Origin of the sequence: Streptomyces sp. NPDC046862 (assembly GCF_040704615.1) — a bacterium.
In the GTDB taxonomy this organism is placed as follows: Bacteria; Actinomycetota; Actinomycetes; order Streptomycetales; family Streptomycetaceae; genus Streptomyces.
The window spans coordinates 55997-73652 of record NZ_JBEYXP010000026.1; the positions used below are offsets into that span (position 1 = coordinate 55997).

Here is a 17656-nt window from a genome sequence, read left to right on the forward strand (position 1 = left end):
AGCCTCATCAAAGGAAGTTCACACGTGGGGACCTCGGCGGTCCGGGCGGCGAAAGGCCCCCGCGCAGTACTCCTGCTCGCCCTCTCGGGTACGGCGCTGCTCGCACTCTGTGCCCTGTCGATGGCGTACGGAGCGCTCGGCGTCCCCCTCGACCAGGTGTGGCACACGCTGCTCGGCGACCCGCCCAACTCCCGTATCGACAACGTGATCTGGTCCGTACGGCTGCCGCGCACCCTCCTCGCCCTCGCCACCGGGGCCGCCTTGGGCCTCGCGGGCGCGCTGATGCAGGCCCTGACCCGCAACCCCCTGGCCGACCCGGGCATCCTGGGTGTCAGCGCGGGCGCCGCCTTCGCGGTCGTGCTCTCCGTGGGCGTCCTCGGCATCGGCTCCGTCTACGGCTACATCTGGTTCGCCCTGGCCGGGGCGCTGGCCGCCAGCGTGCTGGTCTACGTCCTCGGCGGGCTCGGACGGTCGGGCACCACACCGGTCAAACTCGCCCTGGCCGGCGTCGCCGTGACCTCCCTGCTGTTCTCGCTGACCAGCGCCATCGCCCTCACCGACCCGGACGCCCTGAACCGCTACCGCTTCTGGAACGCGGGCTCGCTGGCCAACCAGGACGGCCAGGTCCTGCTGCGCGTCCTGCCGTTCCTCGCCGTGGGAGCGCTCCTCGCCCTGGCCTGCGCGCCCGCCCTCAACGGCCTCGCGCTCGGCGACGACGTCGCGAAGTCGCTCGGGCTCAGGCTCGGACTGGTCCGCGTCCAGGGCGTCGTGGCCGTCACGCTGCTCACCGGCGGTGCCGTCGCGGTCATCGGGCCCGTGGTCTTCGTCGGCCTGGTCGTGCCGCACATCGCCCGCGTCCTCGCCCAGGCAGCCGGCCTCGGCCCCGACCACCGCTGGCTGCTGCCGCTGTCGGCCGTGCTCGCCCCCTGCCTGCTGCTGGCCGCGGACATCGCGGGGCGGCTGGTCGCCCGGCCCGCGGAGGTCCAGGCCGGCATCCTCGTCGCCTTCATCGGCGGCCCGTTCTTCATCGCGCTGGTCCGCCGCCGACGACTCGCGGAGCTGTGAGCCCATGACCACCCACCTCGCGCCCGGCCCGGGTGAACGGGCCTCCGCGGACCGGACACCCGCCCGCCGCGGCGCCGTCCATCGCACCGGCGGCCGCGTCACCTTCCGGCTGCCCTTCCCGCCCGCGTCCGGAGTGCTGCGGCCCCGGCTGGTGGCCGCCTGCCTGGGGCTCGCGGCCGCCGCCTTCCTGGCGTTCTGCGTGGAGACCTCCATCGGCGACATCCCGCTCCCGCTCACCGATGTCATGAAGGCCCTGGTGGGCACGGGCGACCCCGCCACCGAACTCATCGTCCACGAACTCCGCCTGCCGCGCGCCCTGGCCGGACTCCTCGTCGGCATCGCCTTCGGCGTCTCGGGCGCCCTGCTCCAGACCATGACGCTCAACCCGCTCGCCAGCCCCGACATGATGGGCATCACCCAGGGCGCGGGCACGGCCGTGGTCGCCGGCATCGTGCTCGGCTGGGACGCGGGCCTGAGCACCCAGGCCCTCGGCCTGCTCGGCGCGCTGACCGCGGCCCTGCTCGTCTACGTCCTGGCCTGGAAGCGGGGCACCACCGGCTACCGGATCGTCCTCGTCGGCGTCGGCGTCGCGTGGATCTGCACCAGCGCCACCGACTACCTCATGGCCCGCGGCCAGCGCTTCCAGGCCCAGGCGGCCCTCGGCTGGCTCGTCGGCAACCTCAACGGCCGTACCTGGGACCAGATCGGCCCGCTCGCCGTCACCGTGGCCGTGCTCGTACCGGTGGCGCTGCTGCTCGGCCGGCTGATGAGCACCCTGCACCTCGGGGACGACGTCGCCCGCGGCCTCGGCACCCGCGTCCAGACCGTCCGGGTGGCCGTCCTGCTGATCGCGGTCGTCCTGGTGGCGTTCGGCACGGCGACCGCCGGTCCGGTCGCGTTCGTGGCGCTCGCCGCCCCCCAGGTCGCCCAGCGGCTGGCCGGCACCGCCTGCCCGCCTCCGCTGGCCGCGGGACTGACCGGCGCCGTGATGGTGCTCGTGTCCGACCTCGTCGCGCGCAAGGCCGTCCCGGGCACCGAGCTTCCGGTCGGAGTCGTCACCGGTGTGCTCGGCGCCCCCGTCCTGCTGTGGCTGCTCGTCCGCGCCAACCGCGCCGGTTCAGGAGGCTGAGAACGTGTCATCGAAGTACGAGGTGCCGCCGGGGCGTTCCGGATACCGGGCTGCGGCCGACGGCCCCGACCTGCGCGCCGAGGGCCTGCGCCTGGCCTACGACGACCGGGTCGTCGTCGAGGACCTCGACCTCGTCATCCCCTCCGGCAAGGTCACCGCGATCGTCGGCGCCAACGCCTGCGGCAAGTCGACGCTCCTGCGCGCCCTGGCCCGGCTGCTGACGCCCAAGGCGGGCGCGGTCCACCTCGACGGGCGCTCCGTGCACGCGATGCCCACCCGCGCCCTCGCCCAGAAGCTCGGCATCCTGCCGCAGTCACCCGTGGCGCCGGAGGGACTGACCGTCATCGACCTGGTGGGACGCGGCCGTTCGCCCCACCAGACCTGGTGGCGGCAGTGGTCGTCCACCGACGAGGAGGCCGTGCACGAGGCCCTGCGCGCCACCGCGATGACCGACCTCGCGCACCGCGCCGTCGACGAACTCTCCGGGGGACAGCGCCAGCGCGCCTGGATCGCCATGGCGGTCGCCCAGGACACCCCCGTACTGCTGCTGGACGAGCCGACGACGTACCTCGACCTCGCCCACCAGATCGACGTGCTCGACCTGGTCACCGACCTGAACCGGCACCAGGGCCGCACCGTCGTCATGGTCCTGCACGACCTCAACCAGGCCTGCCGGTACGCCGATCACGTCATCGCCATGAAGGCGGGCCGCGTCGCGGGCGAGGGCGCGCCCGCCGACGTCATCACCGCCGCGATGGTGGAGGACGTCTTCGGACTGCGCTGCGTGGTCGGCGAGGACCCGGTCAGCGGGACGCCGTTGATCGTCCCGATGGGCCGGCATCACGAGGGCGCGGACTCGTCTTCCGCCGTACCCGTGTCGGGCACCACGGGTTGAGCCCACCCGTGGTGCCCTTCCACCAGGGCGAGCCCTACGGACGGGTCGTCAAGTAACCGCCCATGGTGCGGAAGTAGTCCGTCGCGGCGTACTCCGTGCCGTCCTCCGTCCGCACCCTCTTCACCACCAGACCGGGCAGGCGGCCGGAGCGCGCCTCGGCACCGGCGACGATGACGACCCCGTCGCCCTCCTTGATGAAGATCCGTCCGGGCGTGCCGCCGTAACGGCCCTCGGAGACCGCCGCCGAGACGATGCGCAGGCGCTTGCCGCGGTGGTACGCGAAGGCGTTCGGGTACGGATCGGACTGGGCACGTACGAACCGCTCCAGGTCCTCGGCGGACCATGTCCAGTCGATGAGGCTGTCCCGCGGTGAACGCTTGTGGAAGAAGCTCGACCTGGAGCGGTCCTGCGGCGTCCACACCGCCTTCCCCGACGCGATGAGGTCCATGGAGTCGGCGACGATCGGGCCGATGAGATCGACCGTACGGTGGAACAGGTCCGTCGCCGTGTCGGCCGGGCCGACGGGCACGGCGCGCTGCAGCAGGACGTCTCCCATGTCGAGGTCGGCGTCCATCCGATGGGCCGTCACACCGACCTCCCTCTCGCCGTTGATCAGCGCCCAGATCAGCGGCGAGAAGCCGGCATAGGAGGGCAGCAGCGAGTCGTGGATGTTGAGCGTGCCGTGCGGTGGCAGCTCGAAGATCTCCGGCGGCAGCCAGGTCCGCCAGTTGTTCGCCACGATGATGTCCGGCTCGGCCTCCTTGAGTGCCCGCAGAAGTTCGTCGTCGCCCGGACGGTTGCGCAACAGCACGGGCACGCCGTGCTGTTCGGCGAGATCCGCGACCGAGTCGCTCCAGATCTTCTCGTACGCGTGCTCACTCTTCGGGTGAGTGACCGTCAGGACCACGTCGTGTGCGGAGTCCAGCAGAGCCTGCAGCGTTCGGTGTCCCCAGGTCTGGTACCCGAACATGACGACCCGCATGTGAGCCCTCCTCAGCCATTGCTAGGTAAGGCTTACCTTATCTAACATGAGCCTGCTTGGGGGAGGCTGTGTTCCAGCTTGGGGAACGCTGTACTCCCCCTAGGACAGGAGGAGATGACGCGGTGACGACGTTTCAGGGCGGGCCGGACTCCGACGACGAGGTCTACGACGTACTGGGCATCGGCTTCGGCCCATCGAATCTCGCACTCGCGATCGCGCTCCACGAGCACAGTGCGACGGCCGGCGAAGGGGAGGGGCTGCGCGCCGGATTCCTGGAGAAACAACCGCGGTTCGGCTGGCACCGCGGCATGCTCGTCGACGACGCCACCATGCAGGTGTCCTTCCTCAAGGACCTGGTGACGATGCGCGACCCGACCAGCGACTTCAGCTTCCTGTGCTACCTGCGGGAGCGCGGCAGGCTGGTCGACTTCCTCAACCAGAAGACGCTCTTCCCGCTCCGCATAGAGTTCCACGACTACTTCGAGTGGGCCGCCGCCCGCGTCGCGCACCTCGTCGAGTACTCCGCCGAGGTCGTCTCCGTACGGCCCGTCACCGAGGACGGCGAGATCCGTTTCTACGACGTCACCAGCCGCGTTCCCGGCACGGGGCGCTCGACCGTCCGCCGCACCCGTAGTGTCTGCGTGGCCACCGGACTGGAACCGCACCTGCCGCCCGACGCCTCACTGTCCGAACGCGTCTGGCACAACAGCGAGTTGCTGCCCCGGGTCGACGAACTCCTCCGTTCCGGCACGCCGGTTCGCCGCGCGGTCGTGCTCGGCGCGGGCCAGAGCGCCGCCGAAGCCGTCGACTACCTCCACCGCAGCCTCCCCGACGCCGAGGTCTGCTCCGTCTTCTCCAAGTACGGCTACACGCCCGCCGACGACAGCCCGCTCGCCAACAGGATCTTCGACCCCGAGGCCGTCGACCTGTACTTCGGTGCGCCGGCCGAGGTGAAGCAGTCGCTCTTCGACTACCACCGGGGCACCAACTACTCCGTCGTCGACATGGATCTGATCGAGTCGCTGTCCCGGACGATGTACCAGGAGAAGGTCCAGGGCCTGAAGCGGCTGCGGATGATGAACGTCTCCCGTATCCGCGAGGTCGAGCCGGGCGCCGACGAGGTGCGCGTGACGGTGGAGTTCCTGCCGACGGGCGAACGCGAGGTCCTCGCCTGCGACCTGCTCGTCTACGCCACCGGCTACCAACCCCGGGGCGTCGGCGACAACCTCGGCGAGGTCGGCAAACTCTGCCTGCGCGACGAGGAGGACGCCCTTTGCGTCGGACGTGACCACCGCGTGGAGACGGCCCCCAACGTCGCCGCCGACATCTACCTCCAGGGCGGCACCGAGCACACCCACGGCCTCACCTCGACCCTGCTGTCCACCGTCGCGGTACGAGCCGGGGAGATCCGCGCCGCCCTCCTCGCCCGCCGCCCGGCCGATCGCCTCCAGACCGCCGTGCGGTGAGCGCTGCCGTGTAGCGAGCCGTCGGGGCGGGTACACGGCACCTCCGACAAGGACACGGCCGTCTCGTAGCTCCCCGTGAGGGCGGGGATGCTCCCCGTGATCAACAGAGGGGAGATGGGAGCACATGCTGTTCCGTGACCGCAGGGAGGCCGGGCAGGAACTGGCTGGACAACTGCGCATCCTGTACGACAAGGGGGCGCTGCCCGACCCCGTCGTCCTCGCCCTGCCCCGCGGCGGCGTCACGGTGGCCCGTGAGGTGGCGCGGGAACTCGACGCCCCGCTCGACGTCCTCGTGGTACGGAAGATCGGTGCCCCGTTCCACGAGGAGTACGGCATCGGCGCGATCGTGGGCGACGATCCGCCGTTGTTCGACACCCACGCCCTGGAGCGGCTCGGCCTCAGCGAGGCCTCCCTCGCCCCCGTGGTCGACCGCGAGCGGCAGGAACTGCACCGCCGCGAGGCGCTCTACCGGCAGGGCCGCGAGGCTCCGGAGCTCCGGGGCCGCACCGTGATCGTCGTCGACGACGGGGTGGCCACCGGATCGACGGCACGCGCCGCGCTGCGTTTCGTGCGCGGCCGGGAGCCCGAACGCGTCGTCATGGCCGCACCGGTCGCCGCACCCGAAGCCGCCCACATGCTGGAGGGTGAGGCCGACGACGTGGTGTGCCTGGACCGGCCGCGCTCCTTCATGGCCGTCGGCGAGTGGTACCGGAACTTCGACCAGCTGACGGACAACGACGTGCTCGCGGCGCTGCACGGCGGCTGAGGGAGCACCGGAGGGAGGGCACGGTGCCGGACATGGCGCCCGAGGAGGCACGACGGTGGTTCACCGAGGCGAGGGTCGCGCGGCTGGCGACGGTCGACGCCGGCGGACGCCCGCACCTCGTGCCGGTGGTGTTCGCCCAGCGGGACGGCACGATCGTCACCGCCGTCGACCACAAACCGAAGAGGTCCCAGCAGCTCAGGCGGCTGCACAACATCGCGGTCCACCCGGCCGTCTGCCTGCTCGCGGACGCCTACGACGAGGACTGGGACCAGCTGTGGTGGGTACGGGCCGACGGCGGCGCCCGGGTCGTACCGCCCGACGCGCCCGGAGCGGACGCGCGGGCCGAGTACGCCGCGGCCGTCGACCTGCTCCGGCAGAAGTACCCGCAGTACCGGAGCCGGCCGCCCGAGGGTCCGGTGATCGTGGTCAGTGTCGTGGGGTGGAGCGGCTGGCGGGCATCCGAGGAGGACGGCACCCCGGCCGGTCCGCCGGGCTGACCCGCACCCGGCCGTGCTTGTCCCCTGCCCCACCTGGGTACCCGGCGGTCCCGTCCGGCAGGACGGCCGGGAGACACGGAGGGCTCGATGGGTGCGAGGACGGGTGTGAGGGAGACGCGGCTCAGCGCCGCGCTGCGCGAACGCGTGGACGGAGAGGTCCGCTTCGACGCCGGCAGCCGTGCCGCGTACTCCACCGACGCGTCGAACTTCCGGCAGACACCCCTCGGCGTGGTCGTCCCCCGCACCCCGGAGGCCGCCGCGGAGGCGGTGGCGGTGGCCCGCGAACACGATGCCCCGGTGCTCTCCCGGGGCGGCGGCACCAGCCTGGCCGGGCAGTGCACCAACACGGCCGTGGTGATCGACTGGTCGAAGTACTGCACGCGCCTGGAGTCCGTCGACACCGACGCCCGCACCTGCGTCGTCCAGCCCGGCATCGTGCTCGACGAACTCAACCGGCAACTCGCCCCCACCGGCCTGCGCTTCGGCCCCGAACCGGCCACCCACATGAACTGCACCATCGGCGGCATGATCGGCAACAACTCCTGCGGCGCCACCGCCCAGCGCACCGGCAAGGTCGTCGACAACATCGCCCGCCTCGAAGTGCTGCTCCCCGACGGCACCCGCTTCTGGTGCGGAGAGACGAGCGACGAGGAGTACGCCCGGATCGAGCACCGCGGCGACCCCACGGCGGCCGTGTACCGCGGCCTGCGGAGGCTGCGCGACACCTACGCCGACGAGGTGCGCCGCCGCTTCCCCGACATCCCGCGCCGCGTCTCCGGCTACAACCTCGACTCGCTGCTGCCGGAACACGGCTTCGACGTCGCCGGCCTGCTCGTCGGCAGCGAGTCGACGCTGGTCTCCGTCCTGCGGGCCGAGCTCGAACTGGTCCCCGTGGTCAAGGAGCGCTCGCTCGTCGTCCTCGGCTTCCCCAGCGTCTACCAGGCCGCCGACTCCGTGCCCGCGATCCTGCCGTACGAGCCGATCGCCCTCGAAGGCGTGGACGAGCGGCTGATCCGCGACCAGCGGATCAAGCACCTCAACCCCCGGATGCTCGACGAACTCCCCGAAGGGAACGCCTACTTGATGGTCGAGTTCGGCGGCGACACTATCGAGGAGGCCGACGACCTGGCGCACCGGATGCTGGACGCGCTCCAGGAGTCCGAGCACGACCCCGAGGTGGCGTTCCTCGACGACCCGGCCCACGAGGAGCAACTCTGGCAGGTCCGTGAGGCGGGCCTCGGCGCCACCGCCCACGTGCCCGGCCACCCCGACACCTTCGAGGGCTGGGAGGACTCGGCGGTCGCGCCCGAACGGCTCGGCGACTACCTGCGCCGACTCCACGACCTCTACGCCGAGTTCGGGTACGCCGACGAGACGGGGCCCAGCCTGTACGGCCACTTCGGGCACGGCTGCGTCCACACCCGCATCCCCTTCGACCTCTACTCCGCGGACGGGGTGGCCACGTACCGCCGCTTCATGGAGCGAGCCGCGGATCTCGTCGCCGAGTTCGGCGGCTCCTTCTCCGGGGAGCACGGCGACGGCCAGAGCCGCGGGGAACTGCTGGAGCGGATGTTCGGGCCGGACCTCGTCGAGGCGTTCGGCCGCCTCAAGGCCCTCTTCGACCCGGAGAACAGGATGAACCCGGGCAAGGTCGTGGCGCCGTACAAGCTCGACGAGAACCTCCGGCTCGGCGGCGACTGGTCCCCGCACGACCCGCAGGACCTGTACTTCCGCTACCCGGACGACGGCGGATCCTTCGCCGAGGCCGCCAACCGCTGCGTGGGTGTGGGCAAGTGCCGGCAACTCACCAACACGGGCGGGACGGTGATGTGCCCCTCGTACCAGGTGACGCGGGAGGAGGAGCACTCCACGCGAGGCCGCGCCCGGCTGCTGTTCGAGATGCTCGACGGGCACGGCGACAGCGCCGTACGGGACGGCTGGCGCTCGGACGCGGTTCGCGACGCCCTCGACCTGTGCCTGGCCTGCAAGGGCTGCAAGAGCGACTGCCCCGCCGACGTCGACATGGCCACGTACAAGGCCGAGTTCCTGGCCCACCACTACGCGGGACGCCCGTGGGAGCGCCCCCGCTCGGACTGGACGACGGGCTGGCTGCCCGCGCTCGCCCAGGCGGTGGGCCGCACCCGCTCCGGCCCGGTCGTGAACGCGCTCACCCACACGCCGCCGCTCTCCCGCATCGCCTCCGCGGTCGCCGGAGTCGAGCACCGCGAACTCCCGCTGTTCGCGGACGAGACGCTGCAGCAGTGGTTCGCCCGGCACGAGCCGAGGGGCGACGGGACACGGGGCACGGTCCTTCTGTGGCCCGACACGTTCACCAACTCCTTCCACCCGCACCTCGGCAGGGCCGCCGTCCAGCTGATGGAGGACGCGGGCTGGCGGGTCACCCTGCCCACCGAGCCCCTGTGCTGCGGGCTCACCTGGATCTCCACCGGACAACTCACCACCGCCAAGCGGATCCTGGGGCGCACGGTGCGCCACCTGGCCGGGCACCTGCGCGACGGGGGACTGGTCGTGGGGCTGGAGCCCAGCTGCACGACGGTCTTCCGCTCGGACGCGGGCGAGTTGTTCCCCGGCGACCTCGACGCCCGACGGCTGCGACACCAGACGGTGACCCTCGCCGAACTCCTCACCGAGCACAGCCCGGACTACGAACCCCCGCGCGTCCCCGACCGCTCGGCGCGGGCCCTCGCCCAGGTGCACTGCCACCAGCACGCGGTCCTCGGCTGGGACGCCGACCAGGAACTGCTGCGCCGCGCCGGGGTGGACGCCGAGCACCTGGAGTCGGGGTGCTGCGGGCTGGCCGGCAACTTCGGCTTCGAGCGCGGCCACGCGGAGGTCAGCGAGGCCTGCGCCGAACGGGTCCTGCTGCCGCGGCTGCGCGCGGCCGCCCCCGAGACAGTTGTGCTGGCCGACGGCTTCAGCTGCCGCACACAGATCCACGAACTGGACAGCGGCGGCCACGAGGCCGTGCACCTGGCGGAACTGCTGGCGTCCGCGCTCCCGGACAGCGGCGATCCGTCGCGCACGGCGTACGGCGTCGCCCCCGGCGCACGGCCCGCGCCACCGGGCCGCCTGGCCAGGTCCCTCGCCCTCGCGGGCATCGGCCTCGCCGCCGCGGGCGCCGCGGCCGGTGTCACCGGCGCCGTGGCGAGGATGCTGCGACGCTGAAAGGCTGCCGACGGCCGCCCGGCGGGGGCGGCGCCGGTCAGTCGCGCCGAACCGGGCGTGAGCGTACGAGCCAGTCGTATGCCTCCCGTGCCGTGAACGCGCTCTGACCGCCGCGCACCAGGAGCCCCGCCGTCGCGAACGCGGGGTCGTCCGTCTGAGCGGGCACGTAGGGGATCGCGATGCACCGCATACCGGCCGCGTGGGCCGCGGCCGCGCCGGGCGCGGCGTCCTCGAGGACGACACAGTCGGCCGGGGCGGCACCCAGCCGCCGCGCGGCCTCCAGGAACACGTCGGGCGCGGGCTTGCCGCGGGCCACCTCGTCGGCCGAGACCACGGTCTTGAGCCGGTCGGTGAGACCCGTACCCGTCAGGATCGCCTCGATCGCCTCCCGTGACGATCCCGAGGCCACGGCCATCGGAACACCCTCGCCGGCCAGCAGTTCCACGAACGCCCGCATCTCCGGGTAGACGCGGGTGGAGGCGCGGGCGAGCCGCAGATAGCGGCGGTTCTTGTCGGCGAGCATCTCGTCGACGGACGCGGAGAGGCCGTACCGCTCCTTCCAGAGGGTGATCGTCTCCTGGGTGCTGATGCCCACGTATCGCTCGTGGTCCGCCCAGGCGAAGTCGGCGACGCCCTGCTCGGCGAGCGTCTGCCGGCCCGCCTCGAAGTAGTTGGGCTCGCTGTCCACGAGGGTTCCGTCGAGATCGAAGATGACCGAGGTGCTGTCGAGACCGCTCATGGCCACAGGGTGCCAGTGATCAACTCCGCGCCGCCAGGCCCACCGACTCCACCAGCGGAAGCACCCGGTGGGGCACGCGCTCGCGGAGCGCCACCTCGCTGCGGGTGCGGACCACGCCCGGCAGGCTGATCAGTGTCTGGATCACGTCCTCCAGGTGGGCGTTGTCCCGGGCCACGACCCGCGTCAGCAGGTCGCCGCCGCCGGTGATCGAGAACGCCTCGATGATCTCTGGCACGGCGGCCAGCGCGTCGCCCACCTCGTCGAGATGCCCCTGGGTGACCTCGATGTGCACGAAGGCGAGAACGGGGTGGCCGAGCGCGGCGGGGGAGAGGGAGGGGCCCGTGCCCGTGATCACGCCGTCCCGTTCCAGCCGGTCGAGCCGGGCCTGGAGCGTCCCTCTGGCGACACCGAGGACGCGGGCGTACTCGCGCACGCTGGTGCGCGGCTGTTCCAGGAGCAGACGCAGGATGCGGGTGTCGAGTTCGTCCACGGCCATGGTCCGTTGGCCTCCCTGTCTCCTCGGCTGATCGCGAACAACTGTACCAATGGCCCAGTCGGCGGGGCACCTGTTGAGCCATCGCCGCACCGCTGCTTACCCTGAGGACATCAATGGCGCCGCGCAGCGCAGGACAGGCAACGAAGCCCGATCCGTGCCCGCGGCGCCATTCCCATGTCCGAATCCTGTCCCCTGTGTCTGATCCCGTGTTCTGAAGGTGTGGTGCTGTGCCGGTGTTGCTGGGACCCGTGTCGCTGGGTGGGGGCGGGCTGCCGACGGTGAAGAGGATGTTCGTCGCTCCGGATCCCGGACGGGCCCGGCTGCGGGTCTCCCTGCGGGCGGTGCTCGGCATCGGCCTCGCGGTGATCGCCACCGAGACCGCCGGGCTGTCGCTGCCCGCGTCGATCGCGGGCGGGCTCGCGGCTCTGCTCGCGCTGTTCACGGTCGCCGACCCGACCGTGCGCGGCCAGGCGGTCACCACGGCACTGCTGCCGGCCGTCGGCTTCCCGGTCCTCGCGCTCGCGACCGCCCTCCACGGCGTACCCCTGCTGCGTGACGCGATCTGGTTGCTGGTCGTCTTCTGCGGCGTGTACGCGCGCCGGTGGGGTCCGCGCGGACACGCGCTCGGCATCTTCGCGTTCATGACCTTCTTCGTCACCCAGTTCCTGCACGCGGTGCCCGGCCTGCTGCCGGAGCTGTACGGGGCGATGGCTCTGTCGCTGGTCGTTGCCTCCGTCGTGCGCTTCGGCGTGTGGTGCGTCGAGCGGCGCATGCCGGCCGCCGCCGCTCCGCCTCCGCCCGACGGGCGCGGGCTCGCCCGGCCGACCACCCGCCAGGCCTTCCAGACCACGGCCGCCTGCGCCTTCGCGATGGCCGCGGGCCAGGTGCTCTCCCACGAGCGCTGGTACTGGGCCGTCGGCACGGCCTGGTGGATCTTCGTGAACACGGCGTCGCGCGGCGAGACCCTGGTGCGGGGTTTCCGCCGTGTCGTCGGCACCGTCACCGGCATCGCCGCGGGTCTGCTCGTCGCCATCCCCCTGCACGGCGCCCCCGCGCCGACCGTCGCGCTCGTCGGCGTCTGCGTGTTCGGGATCTTCTACACGGCGCCGCTCTCGTACAGCTGGATGATGTTCTTCGTCACCGTCATGGCCGGCCTGCTGTACGGCCTGATCGGTGTGCTGGATCCAGGGCTGCTGGGCCTCCGCCTCGCCGAGACCGGTGCCGGTGCGCTGGGCGCCGTACTCGCGGTGGCACTGGTCCTGCCGGTCACCACGCACACGGTCACCGACCGGTGGGTGCGGCGGGCCCTGCACGCGGTGCACGGGTGCACCGCCGCTGCCGCCCGCCGCCTCGCCGGGGACGCCGACGCGGACCCCGCACCGCACGCGGCCGAGCTGGAGGTGCTGCTGGGGCGCGTACGGCTGGCGGTCGCCCCGCTCGTCCACCCGCTCAATCCGCTGCGGGCACGCAAGCAACGGGCCCGTCAGGTGCTCGCCCTCCTGGACGACTGCGCCCGGGAGGCCGGCGGTCTCGTGGCCGTCACCGCCGACCCGGACGCCTCGCACGACACCCGCCTCACGGCTGCCTGCCTGCGCGTCGAGGCGGCGGTCGAGACGCTGCTCGGCGCCGTACCGAGGTGCGCCGTACCGCGCCGCACCGTGCCGCCGTACGCGGGCGAGCCCGGTCGGCACCCGGGCGCCGACCAGGCCCTCGCCCACCTGCGCGGCCTGGAACACTCCCTCACCGCCCTGGCCGCGCCCCTGCGGTCGTCGTGGGCGAGGGCTTGAACGGTGCTGCCGACGTACCGGCGAGCAGAGCTCGTGGGCGCCCCCTTGATCACCCGAAAGCGTGGTGCGCTGAACGGCGACTCTCTGTGACTCTCCGCGGCGGCACCCGGGTGACGGCCATCTGGTCTAGACCTACTGCTACCGTCTGCGCCAACGGCACGGTGCCGGCAGGCGTGTCACCGAGAGGGGACGGCAGTGGCAGTGACAGATGTGGGCGCGGGTGGCGGCGGCGGGCGACGGGCGTTCATCGGCTCGTTCACGAGCGCGGGCGGTCCCGGCGTCGTCGTGGCGGCCGTCGACGAGGCGAGTGGCGCGCTGACCGTCCTGAGCCGCGCGGACGACGTCCCCGATCCCTCGTACCTCGCCCTGTCCCCGGGCGGCGACACCCTCTACACGGTCAGCGAGACGGCCGAGGGAGCGGTCGCGGCGTACCGCGTGACCGGTGACGAGGCCGACAAGCTGGTGCTCACCGGGCCGCCCGTCCCCGTCCAGGGCGACGGGCCCACTCACCTCGGCCTCGTCGCCGGGCACGTCCTGGCCGCCAACTACGGCTCCGGCAGCGTCACCGCCGTCCCCCTGCGCGCTGACGGCACCCTCGCGGAGGCCGCGTCCGGAGTCCTCCGGCACACCGGCTCGGGGCCCGACGAGCAGCGCCAGGAGGGACCGCACGCTCACCAGGTGCAGCCGGACCCGAGCGGCCGCTGGGCCGTTGGCGTCGACCTCGGCACCGACGGGGTGCTGGTGTACGAGCTGGACGCCGGAGTGCCCGTACTGCACCGCCAGACCACGCTCCGGCCCGGCTCGGGGCCCCGCCACCTGGCCTTCCACCCGAACGGCTCGTACGCGTACGTGCTGCACGAACTCGCCCCGATCGTCACCGTCTGCCGTTGGGACTCCGGCAGCGGCGAGCTCACACCGCTCGGCGAGGCCCCCGTGCTGCCGGGCACCCCGGACGGCGACGCCTACCCGTCGGGCATCGTCGTGTCGCCCGACGGCCGCTTCGTGTGGACGGCGACACGCGGCCAGGACGTGCTCTCCGTCCTCACGGTGGACGGGGACGGGGAGAAGCTCGCGCTCGCGGGCACGGTGCCGTGTGGTGGCCACTGGCCGCGCGCGCTCACTGCCTCGGAGGGATTCCTCTACGTCGCGAACGAGCGCTCGGGGAACGTGAGCTGGTTCGCGGTCGACCCGGACACGGGGATGCCCGGCCCGGAGGGTTCGGTCGAGGTCGCCGCGGCTTCGTGCGTGATCCTGGGCAGAAGCGCTGACCGGTACTGATCGCCGTTCTTCGGCCGCGGGTCTGGAGTGGTTGCTCGCGCAGTTCCCCGTGCCCCTGAAAAACCGGGGCGCGCCCCACCCACCAAGGGGCGCGGGGCTGTGTTGGACATGCGGCTCCGCCGCGTGGGCGCGACAAGCCACCACGGACCCGCAGCCGCGCGCACCCCCGCGGCACACCCCTCACGCGCCGAGGGACCCCACAGCGAAGGGCCCGCTCCCAAGAGGGAGCGGGCCCTTCGCGCATCCACGGACTCCCGCGAGCGCGGTACGTGGCTCAGCGCACCGGCATGCCCTGCGGCTGCTGGGGGGTGATGCCCAGCGCCGACGTGTACTTCGAGAGCGCCAGCTTGCCGATCGCCGGGTACGGGCCGAGCGCCTCGGCGGTGGAGCAGCCCGCCTCCTTGGCGGCCGCGTCCAGCAGACCGGCGTCGATCTCCGGGCCGATCAGGTACGGGGCGAGCGCGAGGTTCTGCGAGCCCGAGGAGCGCAGCTGCTCGGCCACCGCCGCGATCGAGCCCTCCTGGTCGAGGGCCGCGGCCATCACCGGCACGGCGAGGCGCGCGGCGAGCAGCATGCCGGTGATCCCGGCCGCCTGCACGGCCTCGTCGCCACCGACGGACGCGAGGATGATGCCGTCCGCGGCGGTCGCCACGGTGAACAGCCGGGCGCGGTCGGCACGCGCCAGACCGGCCTCGGACAGCCGCACGTGCAGCGCCTCGGCGAGCAGCGGGTGCGGGCCCAGGACGTCGGTCAGGTCGGCCGCGATACGGCTCTCCATGACGGCCTGGCGGACCTGGCGCAGCAGCGAGCTGTCCGGGCCCGCGAGCAGGGGCACGACGACGGCGACGGGGCCGTCCGGCTCCCTGACGTCCATGCCGGCGGCACGGGCCTGCTCGAAGCGGGCGGTGCGCTCCTCGGCGGCGCGGGCCAGCACCGACTGAAGGGTGGGGAACTCGTCGCCGCCCCCGTCGAGGTACCCGATCCGCGCGTCCAGGCCGGGCAGCTCGGAGCGCGCGATGCTCACGACCTCCTCGGCGAGGCTGCGTGTGGCGGCGCTGGGCGTGCCCGGCACCGCGAGGACGAGCGCGGGCGCGCCTTCAGGAGCCGCCAGCGGCTCGGGGCGGCGGTGCCGCCCCGGCTGGCGGGGTCGCGGCATTCGTACAGGCAGGCCGGATGCGGGCCCAGTGGGGGAGCTCATGGCGCCGCATGCTACTGGCTTCCTGGGCTCCCCTGTTCGGGGAGGGTGCAGGTGAGCGGTATCCGTCCTGATTTGTCTGATGAGTTGTGTGACGATCGGCGGAAAACCGTGGCGTTTCTCGCTGACGTGCGGTAGCGAGAGTGGCTCATCTCACAGTGTGACAGACCGGAAGAAACAAGTCCGTTTTGTGGTACTAGGTTTCGGCCAGGTGCACGTGCAGCATCCTCTCGTTGTCCGGCAGGACCGGTACTCCCTCGGCCAACTCGGTCGCGATGCGCACCGCGCCGTGCAGCGGATCACCCTCGGCCGCCACGCGCCGAGCGTGCGGCACCCGCTCCGCCAACTCCGCCTCCAGGGGTACGAGGAGAGGGGCGCCCATCCTGAACAGGCCACCGGTGAGGGCGACACCGGGCTCGCCCGACGCGGGGCAGACGGCGGCCGCGGAGTCGGCCATGTGCCGGGCCGCCGTACGCAGGACCTCCACCGCCACCGGATCCGCCTCGGCGCACGCCGCCACCTCGGGTGCGAAGGAGGCCAGCACCGCGGCACGGTCGGTGCGCGGGTAGAGCCGTCCGGGCAGGGAGGCGACCGGTCCGAACCGCTCCTCGGCGCGGGCCAGCAGCTGCGCCGAGCCGCCCGGCCGGCCGTCGTGGGCGCGCAGCGCGGCCTCCAGGCCCGCCCGCCCGATCCACGCGCCGCCACCGCAGTCGCCGAGGAGATGACCCCAGCCGTCCGCCCGGCGCCAGCTCTTCAGATCGGTGCCGATCGCGATCAGTCCCGTGCCGCCGGCGACCACCGCACCCGCCCGCGCCCCGAGAGCGCCCGCGTACGCGGTGACCGCGTCGGCGGCCAGCGCGACGCGACGCACACCGAGCTCGCGCCCGAGAGCGTCCGGGAGTTCTGCGCGCATCTGGTCGCCCATGCTCGCGAACCCGGTGGCGCCGATGGCCACCGCCCGCGGCGGACCGCTCCCGGCGTCGTCGAGCAACTGCCGCGCCATGGGCACGAGCTGCTCCAGCAGATGCCCGGCGTCGATGCCGCGCGGACCGGTCCGCACCGGTTGCCCGGACACCAACGCGGCGGTGCGGGCCCGGCCTTCGGAGGCCAGCACCACGCGGAGCCCGGAGCCACCCGAGTCCACGGCGAGCACGACGGGCGCCGCCCCGTTGGCGGTCACGACAGACGCCGGCTCATGGACTGCGCGACCGGGAACGACAGCCCCGCCGCGTGTGCGGGAGTTCCGCGTTCCGGATGTCCGGGATGAGGTGCCGACCGAGAATGACGGCCATGGCGGAGCGGCTTGATCACTGGACGGAACAAGCTCCCCTCCTTCCCGGTGATCGGCTGCGTGATCTCCTCGAGAGGCTCGAAGACCTCGATGAGGAGGAAGAGTAGCGTCGAGGGACGGCGTCCGCGCGCAGGGCCGCTCTGTTCGTGCTGGGGTGCGGCGCGTACCAGTACAGTGGCGCGCTGTGGCACCACGACCCTTGCATGAACTTGTTGAAGCCGGCTGGGCGAAGGCTCTTGACCCTGTTGCCGAACGCATCGCGGCGATGGGGGACTTCCTCCGGGCCGAGATAGCGGCGGGCCGGACCTATCTGCCGTCAGGGGCGAATGTCCTGCGGGCCTTCCAGCAGCCGTTCGACGATGTGCGTGTCCTGATCGTGGGCCAGGATCCCTACCCCACTCCGGGAATGGCCATCGGACTGAGCTTCGCGGTGGCGCCCGAGGTGCGTTCGTTGCCGGGAAGCCTGGAGAACATCTTCCGGGAGATGCACTCCGACCTCGGGCTGCCCAGGCCGTCGACGGGCGATCTGACGCCGTGGACCCAGCAGGGTGTGCTGCTGCTCAACAGGGCGTTGACGACGGCGCCCCGGAAGCCCGCGGCGCACCGGGGCAAGGGCTGGGAGGAAGTCACCGAGCAGGCGATCCGTGCGCTGGCGGCGCGGGGTACGCCGCTGGTGTCGGTGCTGTGGGGCAGGGATGCCCGCAATCTGCGGCCGTTGCTCGGGGATCTTCCTGCGATCGAGTCCGCCCACCCGTCCCCGATGTCGGCGGACCGTGGCTTCTTCGGCTCACGGCCGTTCAGTAGGGCCAACGAACTGCTGGTCCGGCAGGGTGCCCAGCCGGTCGACTGGCGCCTGCCGTAAGGCAGGGCTGTCGCGGCGGCCG

The 17656-nt window shown here is 72.6% G+C and carries 15 protein-coding genes; 10 read left to right on the top strand and 5 right to left on the bottom strand.

All coding sequences use genetic code 11. From position 1 onward, the window contains the following. Positions 1 to 24 precede the first annotated feature (24 nt). From AB0959_RS27295 to AB0959_RS27305, 3 genes are read left to right on the top strand one after another with little or no spacing between them, the layout of a single operon-like run. Entirely contained in the window at positions 25 to 1065 is a 1041-nt protein-coding gene (locus AB0959_RS27295) for an iron chelate uptake ABC transporter family permease subunit (RefSeq protein WP_366829217.1), read from the top strand. A 4-nt stretch (positions 1066 to 1069) separates the two neighbouring features. Continuing rightward, positions 1070 to 2194 carry an iron ABC transporter permease gene (locus tag AB0959_RS27300; protein ID WP_366829218.1) on the top strand — a complete coding sequence of 375 codons (1125 nt, stop codon included), beginning with the start codon at positions 1070 to 1072 and terminating at the stop codon, positions 2192 to 2194. A 4-nt stretch (positions 2195 to 2198) separates the two neighbouring features. Beyond that, a complete protein-coding gene (locus AB0959_RS27305) occupies positions 2199 to 3089 on the top strand; it encodes an ABC transporter ATP-binding protein (protein ID WP_366829219.1) in 891 nt (296 codons plus the stop codon). 34 nt (positions 3090 to 3123) lie between these two features. Here the strand turns inward: AB0959_RS27305 and AB0959_RS27310 are convergent, their stop codons facing one another. Next, a complete protein-coding gene (locus AB0959_RS27310) occupies positions 3124 to 4071 on the bottom strand; it encodes a methionyl-tRNA formyltransferase (protein WP_366829220.1) in 948 nt (315 codons plus the stop codon). Positions 4072 to 4193: 122 nt separating this feature from the next. Between AB0959_RS27310 and AB0959_RS27315 the strand changes: the two genes are divergently transcribed. From AB0959_RS27315 to AB0959_RS27330, 4 genes are all read left to right on the top strand, one after another. Next, a complete protein-coding gene (locus AB0959_RS27315) occupies positions 4194 to 5537 on the top strand; it encodes a lysine N(6)-hydroxylase/L-ornithine N(5)-oxygenase family protein (protein WP_366829221.1) in 1344 nt (447 codons plus the stop codon). Between the two features lie 124 nt (positions 5538 to 5661). Further along, the gene (locus AB0959_RS27320; RefSeq protein WP_366829222.1) at positions 5662 to 6303 is read left to right on the top strand and encodes a phosphoribosyltransferase family protein; all 642 of its coding nucleotides are present in this window, start codon (positions 5662 to 5664) and stop codon (positions 6301 to 6303) included. A 32-nt stretch (positions 6304 to 6335) separates the two neighbouring features. After that, the gene (locus tag AB0959_RS27325; RefSeq protein WP_366829312.1) at positions 6336 to 6800 is read left to right on the top strand and encodes a TIGR03668 family PPOX class F420-dependent oxidoreductase; all 465 of its coding nucleotides are present in this window, start codon (positions 6336 to 6338) and stop codon (positions 6798 to 6800) included. A gap of 87 nt (positions 6801 to 6887) precedes the next feature. Further along, entirely contained in the window at positions 6888 to 9986 is a 3099-nt protein-coding gene (locus AB0959_RS27330; protein WP_366829223.1) for an FAD-binding and (Fe-S)-binding domain-containing protein, read from the top strand. 37 nt (positions 9987 to 10023) lie between these two features. Here AB0959_RS27330 and AB0959_RS27335 read toward each other — a convergent pair whose 3' ends face one another. After that, positions 10024 to 10725 (bottom strand): HAD family phosphatase, encoded by a 702-nt coding sequence (locus tag AB0959_RS27335; protein ID WP_366829224.1) that lies wholly within the window; start codon positions 10723 to 10725, stop codon positions 10024 to 10026. A gap of 19 nt (positions 10726 to 10744) precedes the next feature. Further along, entirely contained in the window at positions 10745 to 11221 is a 477-nt protein-coding gene (locus tag AB0959_RS27340; protein ID WP_366829225.1) for an Lrp/AsnC family transcriptional regulator, read from the bottom strand. Positions 11222 to 11508: 287 nt separating this feature from the next. Between AB0959_RS27340 and AB0959_RS27345 the strand changes: the two genes are divergently transcribed. Both AB0959_RS27345 and AB0959_RS27350 read left to right on the top strand, forming a co-directional pair. Next, on the top strand, positions 11509 to 13008 hold the full coding sequence (locus AB0959_RS27345; RefSeq protein WP_366829313.1) for an FUSC family protein: 1500 nt from the start codon (positions 11509 to 11511) through the stop codon (positions 13006 to 13008). A gap of 201 nt (positions 13009 to 13209) precedes the next feature. Next, positions 13210 to 14286 (top strand): lactonase family protein, encoded by a 1077-nt coding sequence (locus AB0959_RS27350; RefSeq protein WP_366829314.1) that lies wholly within the window; start codon positions 13210 to 13212, stop codon positions 14284 to 14286. A 274-nt stretch (positions 14287 to 14560) separates the two neighbouring features. On the opposite strand, the gene AB0959_RS27355 is transcribed toward AB0959_RS27350, so the two are convergent. After that, positions 14561 to 15484: a hypothetical protein gene (locus tag AB0959_RS27355; protein WP_366829226.1), complete on the bottom strand. Its 924-nt coding sequence runs from the start codon at positions 15482 to 15484 to the stop codon at positions 14561 to 14563. Positions 15485 to 15677: 193 nt separating this feature from the next. Beyond that, positions 15678 to 16661 (bottom strand): BadF/BadG/BcrA/BcrD ATPase family protein, encoded by a 984-nt coding sequence (locus tag AB0959_RS27360; RefSeq protein ID WP_366829227.1) that lies wholly within the window; start codon positions 16659 to 16661, stop codon positions 15678 to 15680. Between the two features lie 295 nt (positions 16662 to 16956). Between AB0959_RS27360 and AB0959_RS27365 the strand changes: the two genes are divergently transcribed. Further along, complete coding sequence (locus AB0959_RS27365) at positions 16957 to 17634, top strand: uracil-DNA glycosylase (RefSeq protein WP_366829228.1); 678 nt, start codon at positions 16957 to 16959, stop codon at positions 17632 to 17634. The last annotated feature ends 22 nt before the right edge of the window (positions 17635 to 17656 follow it).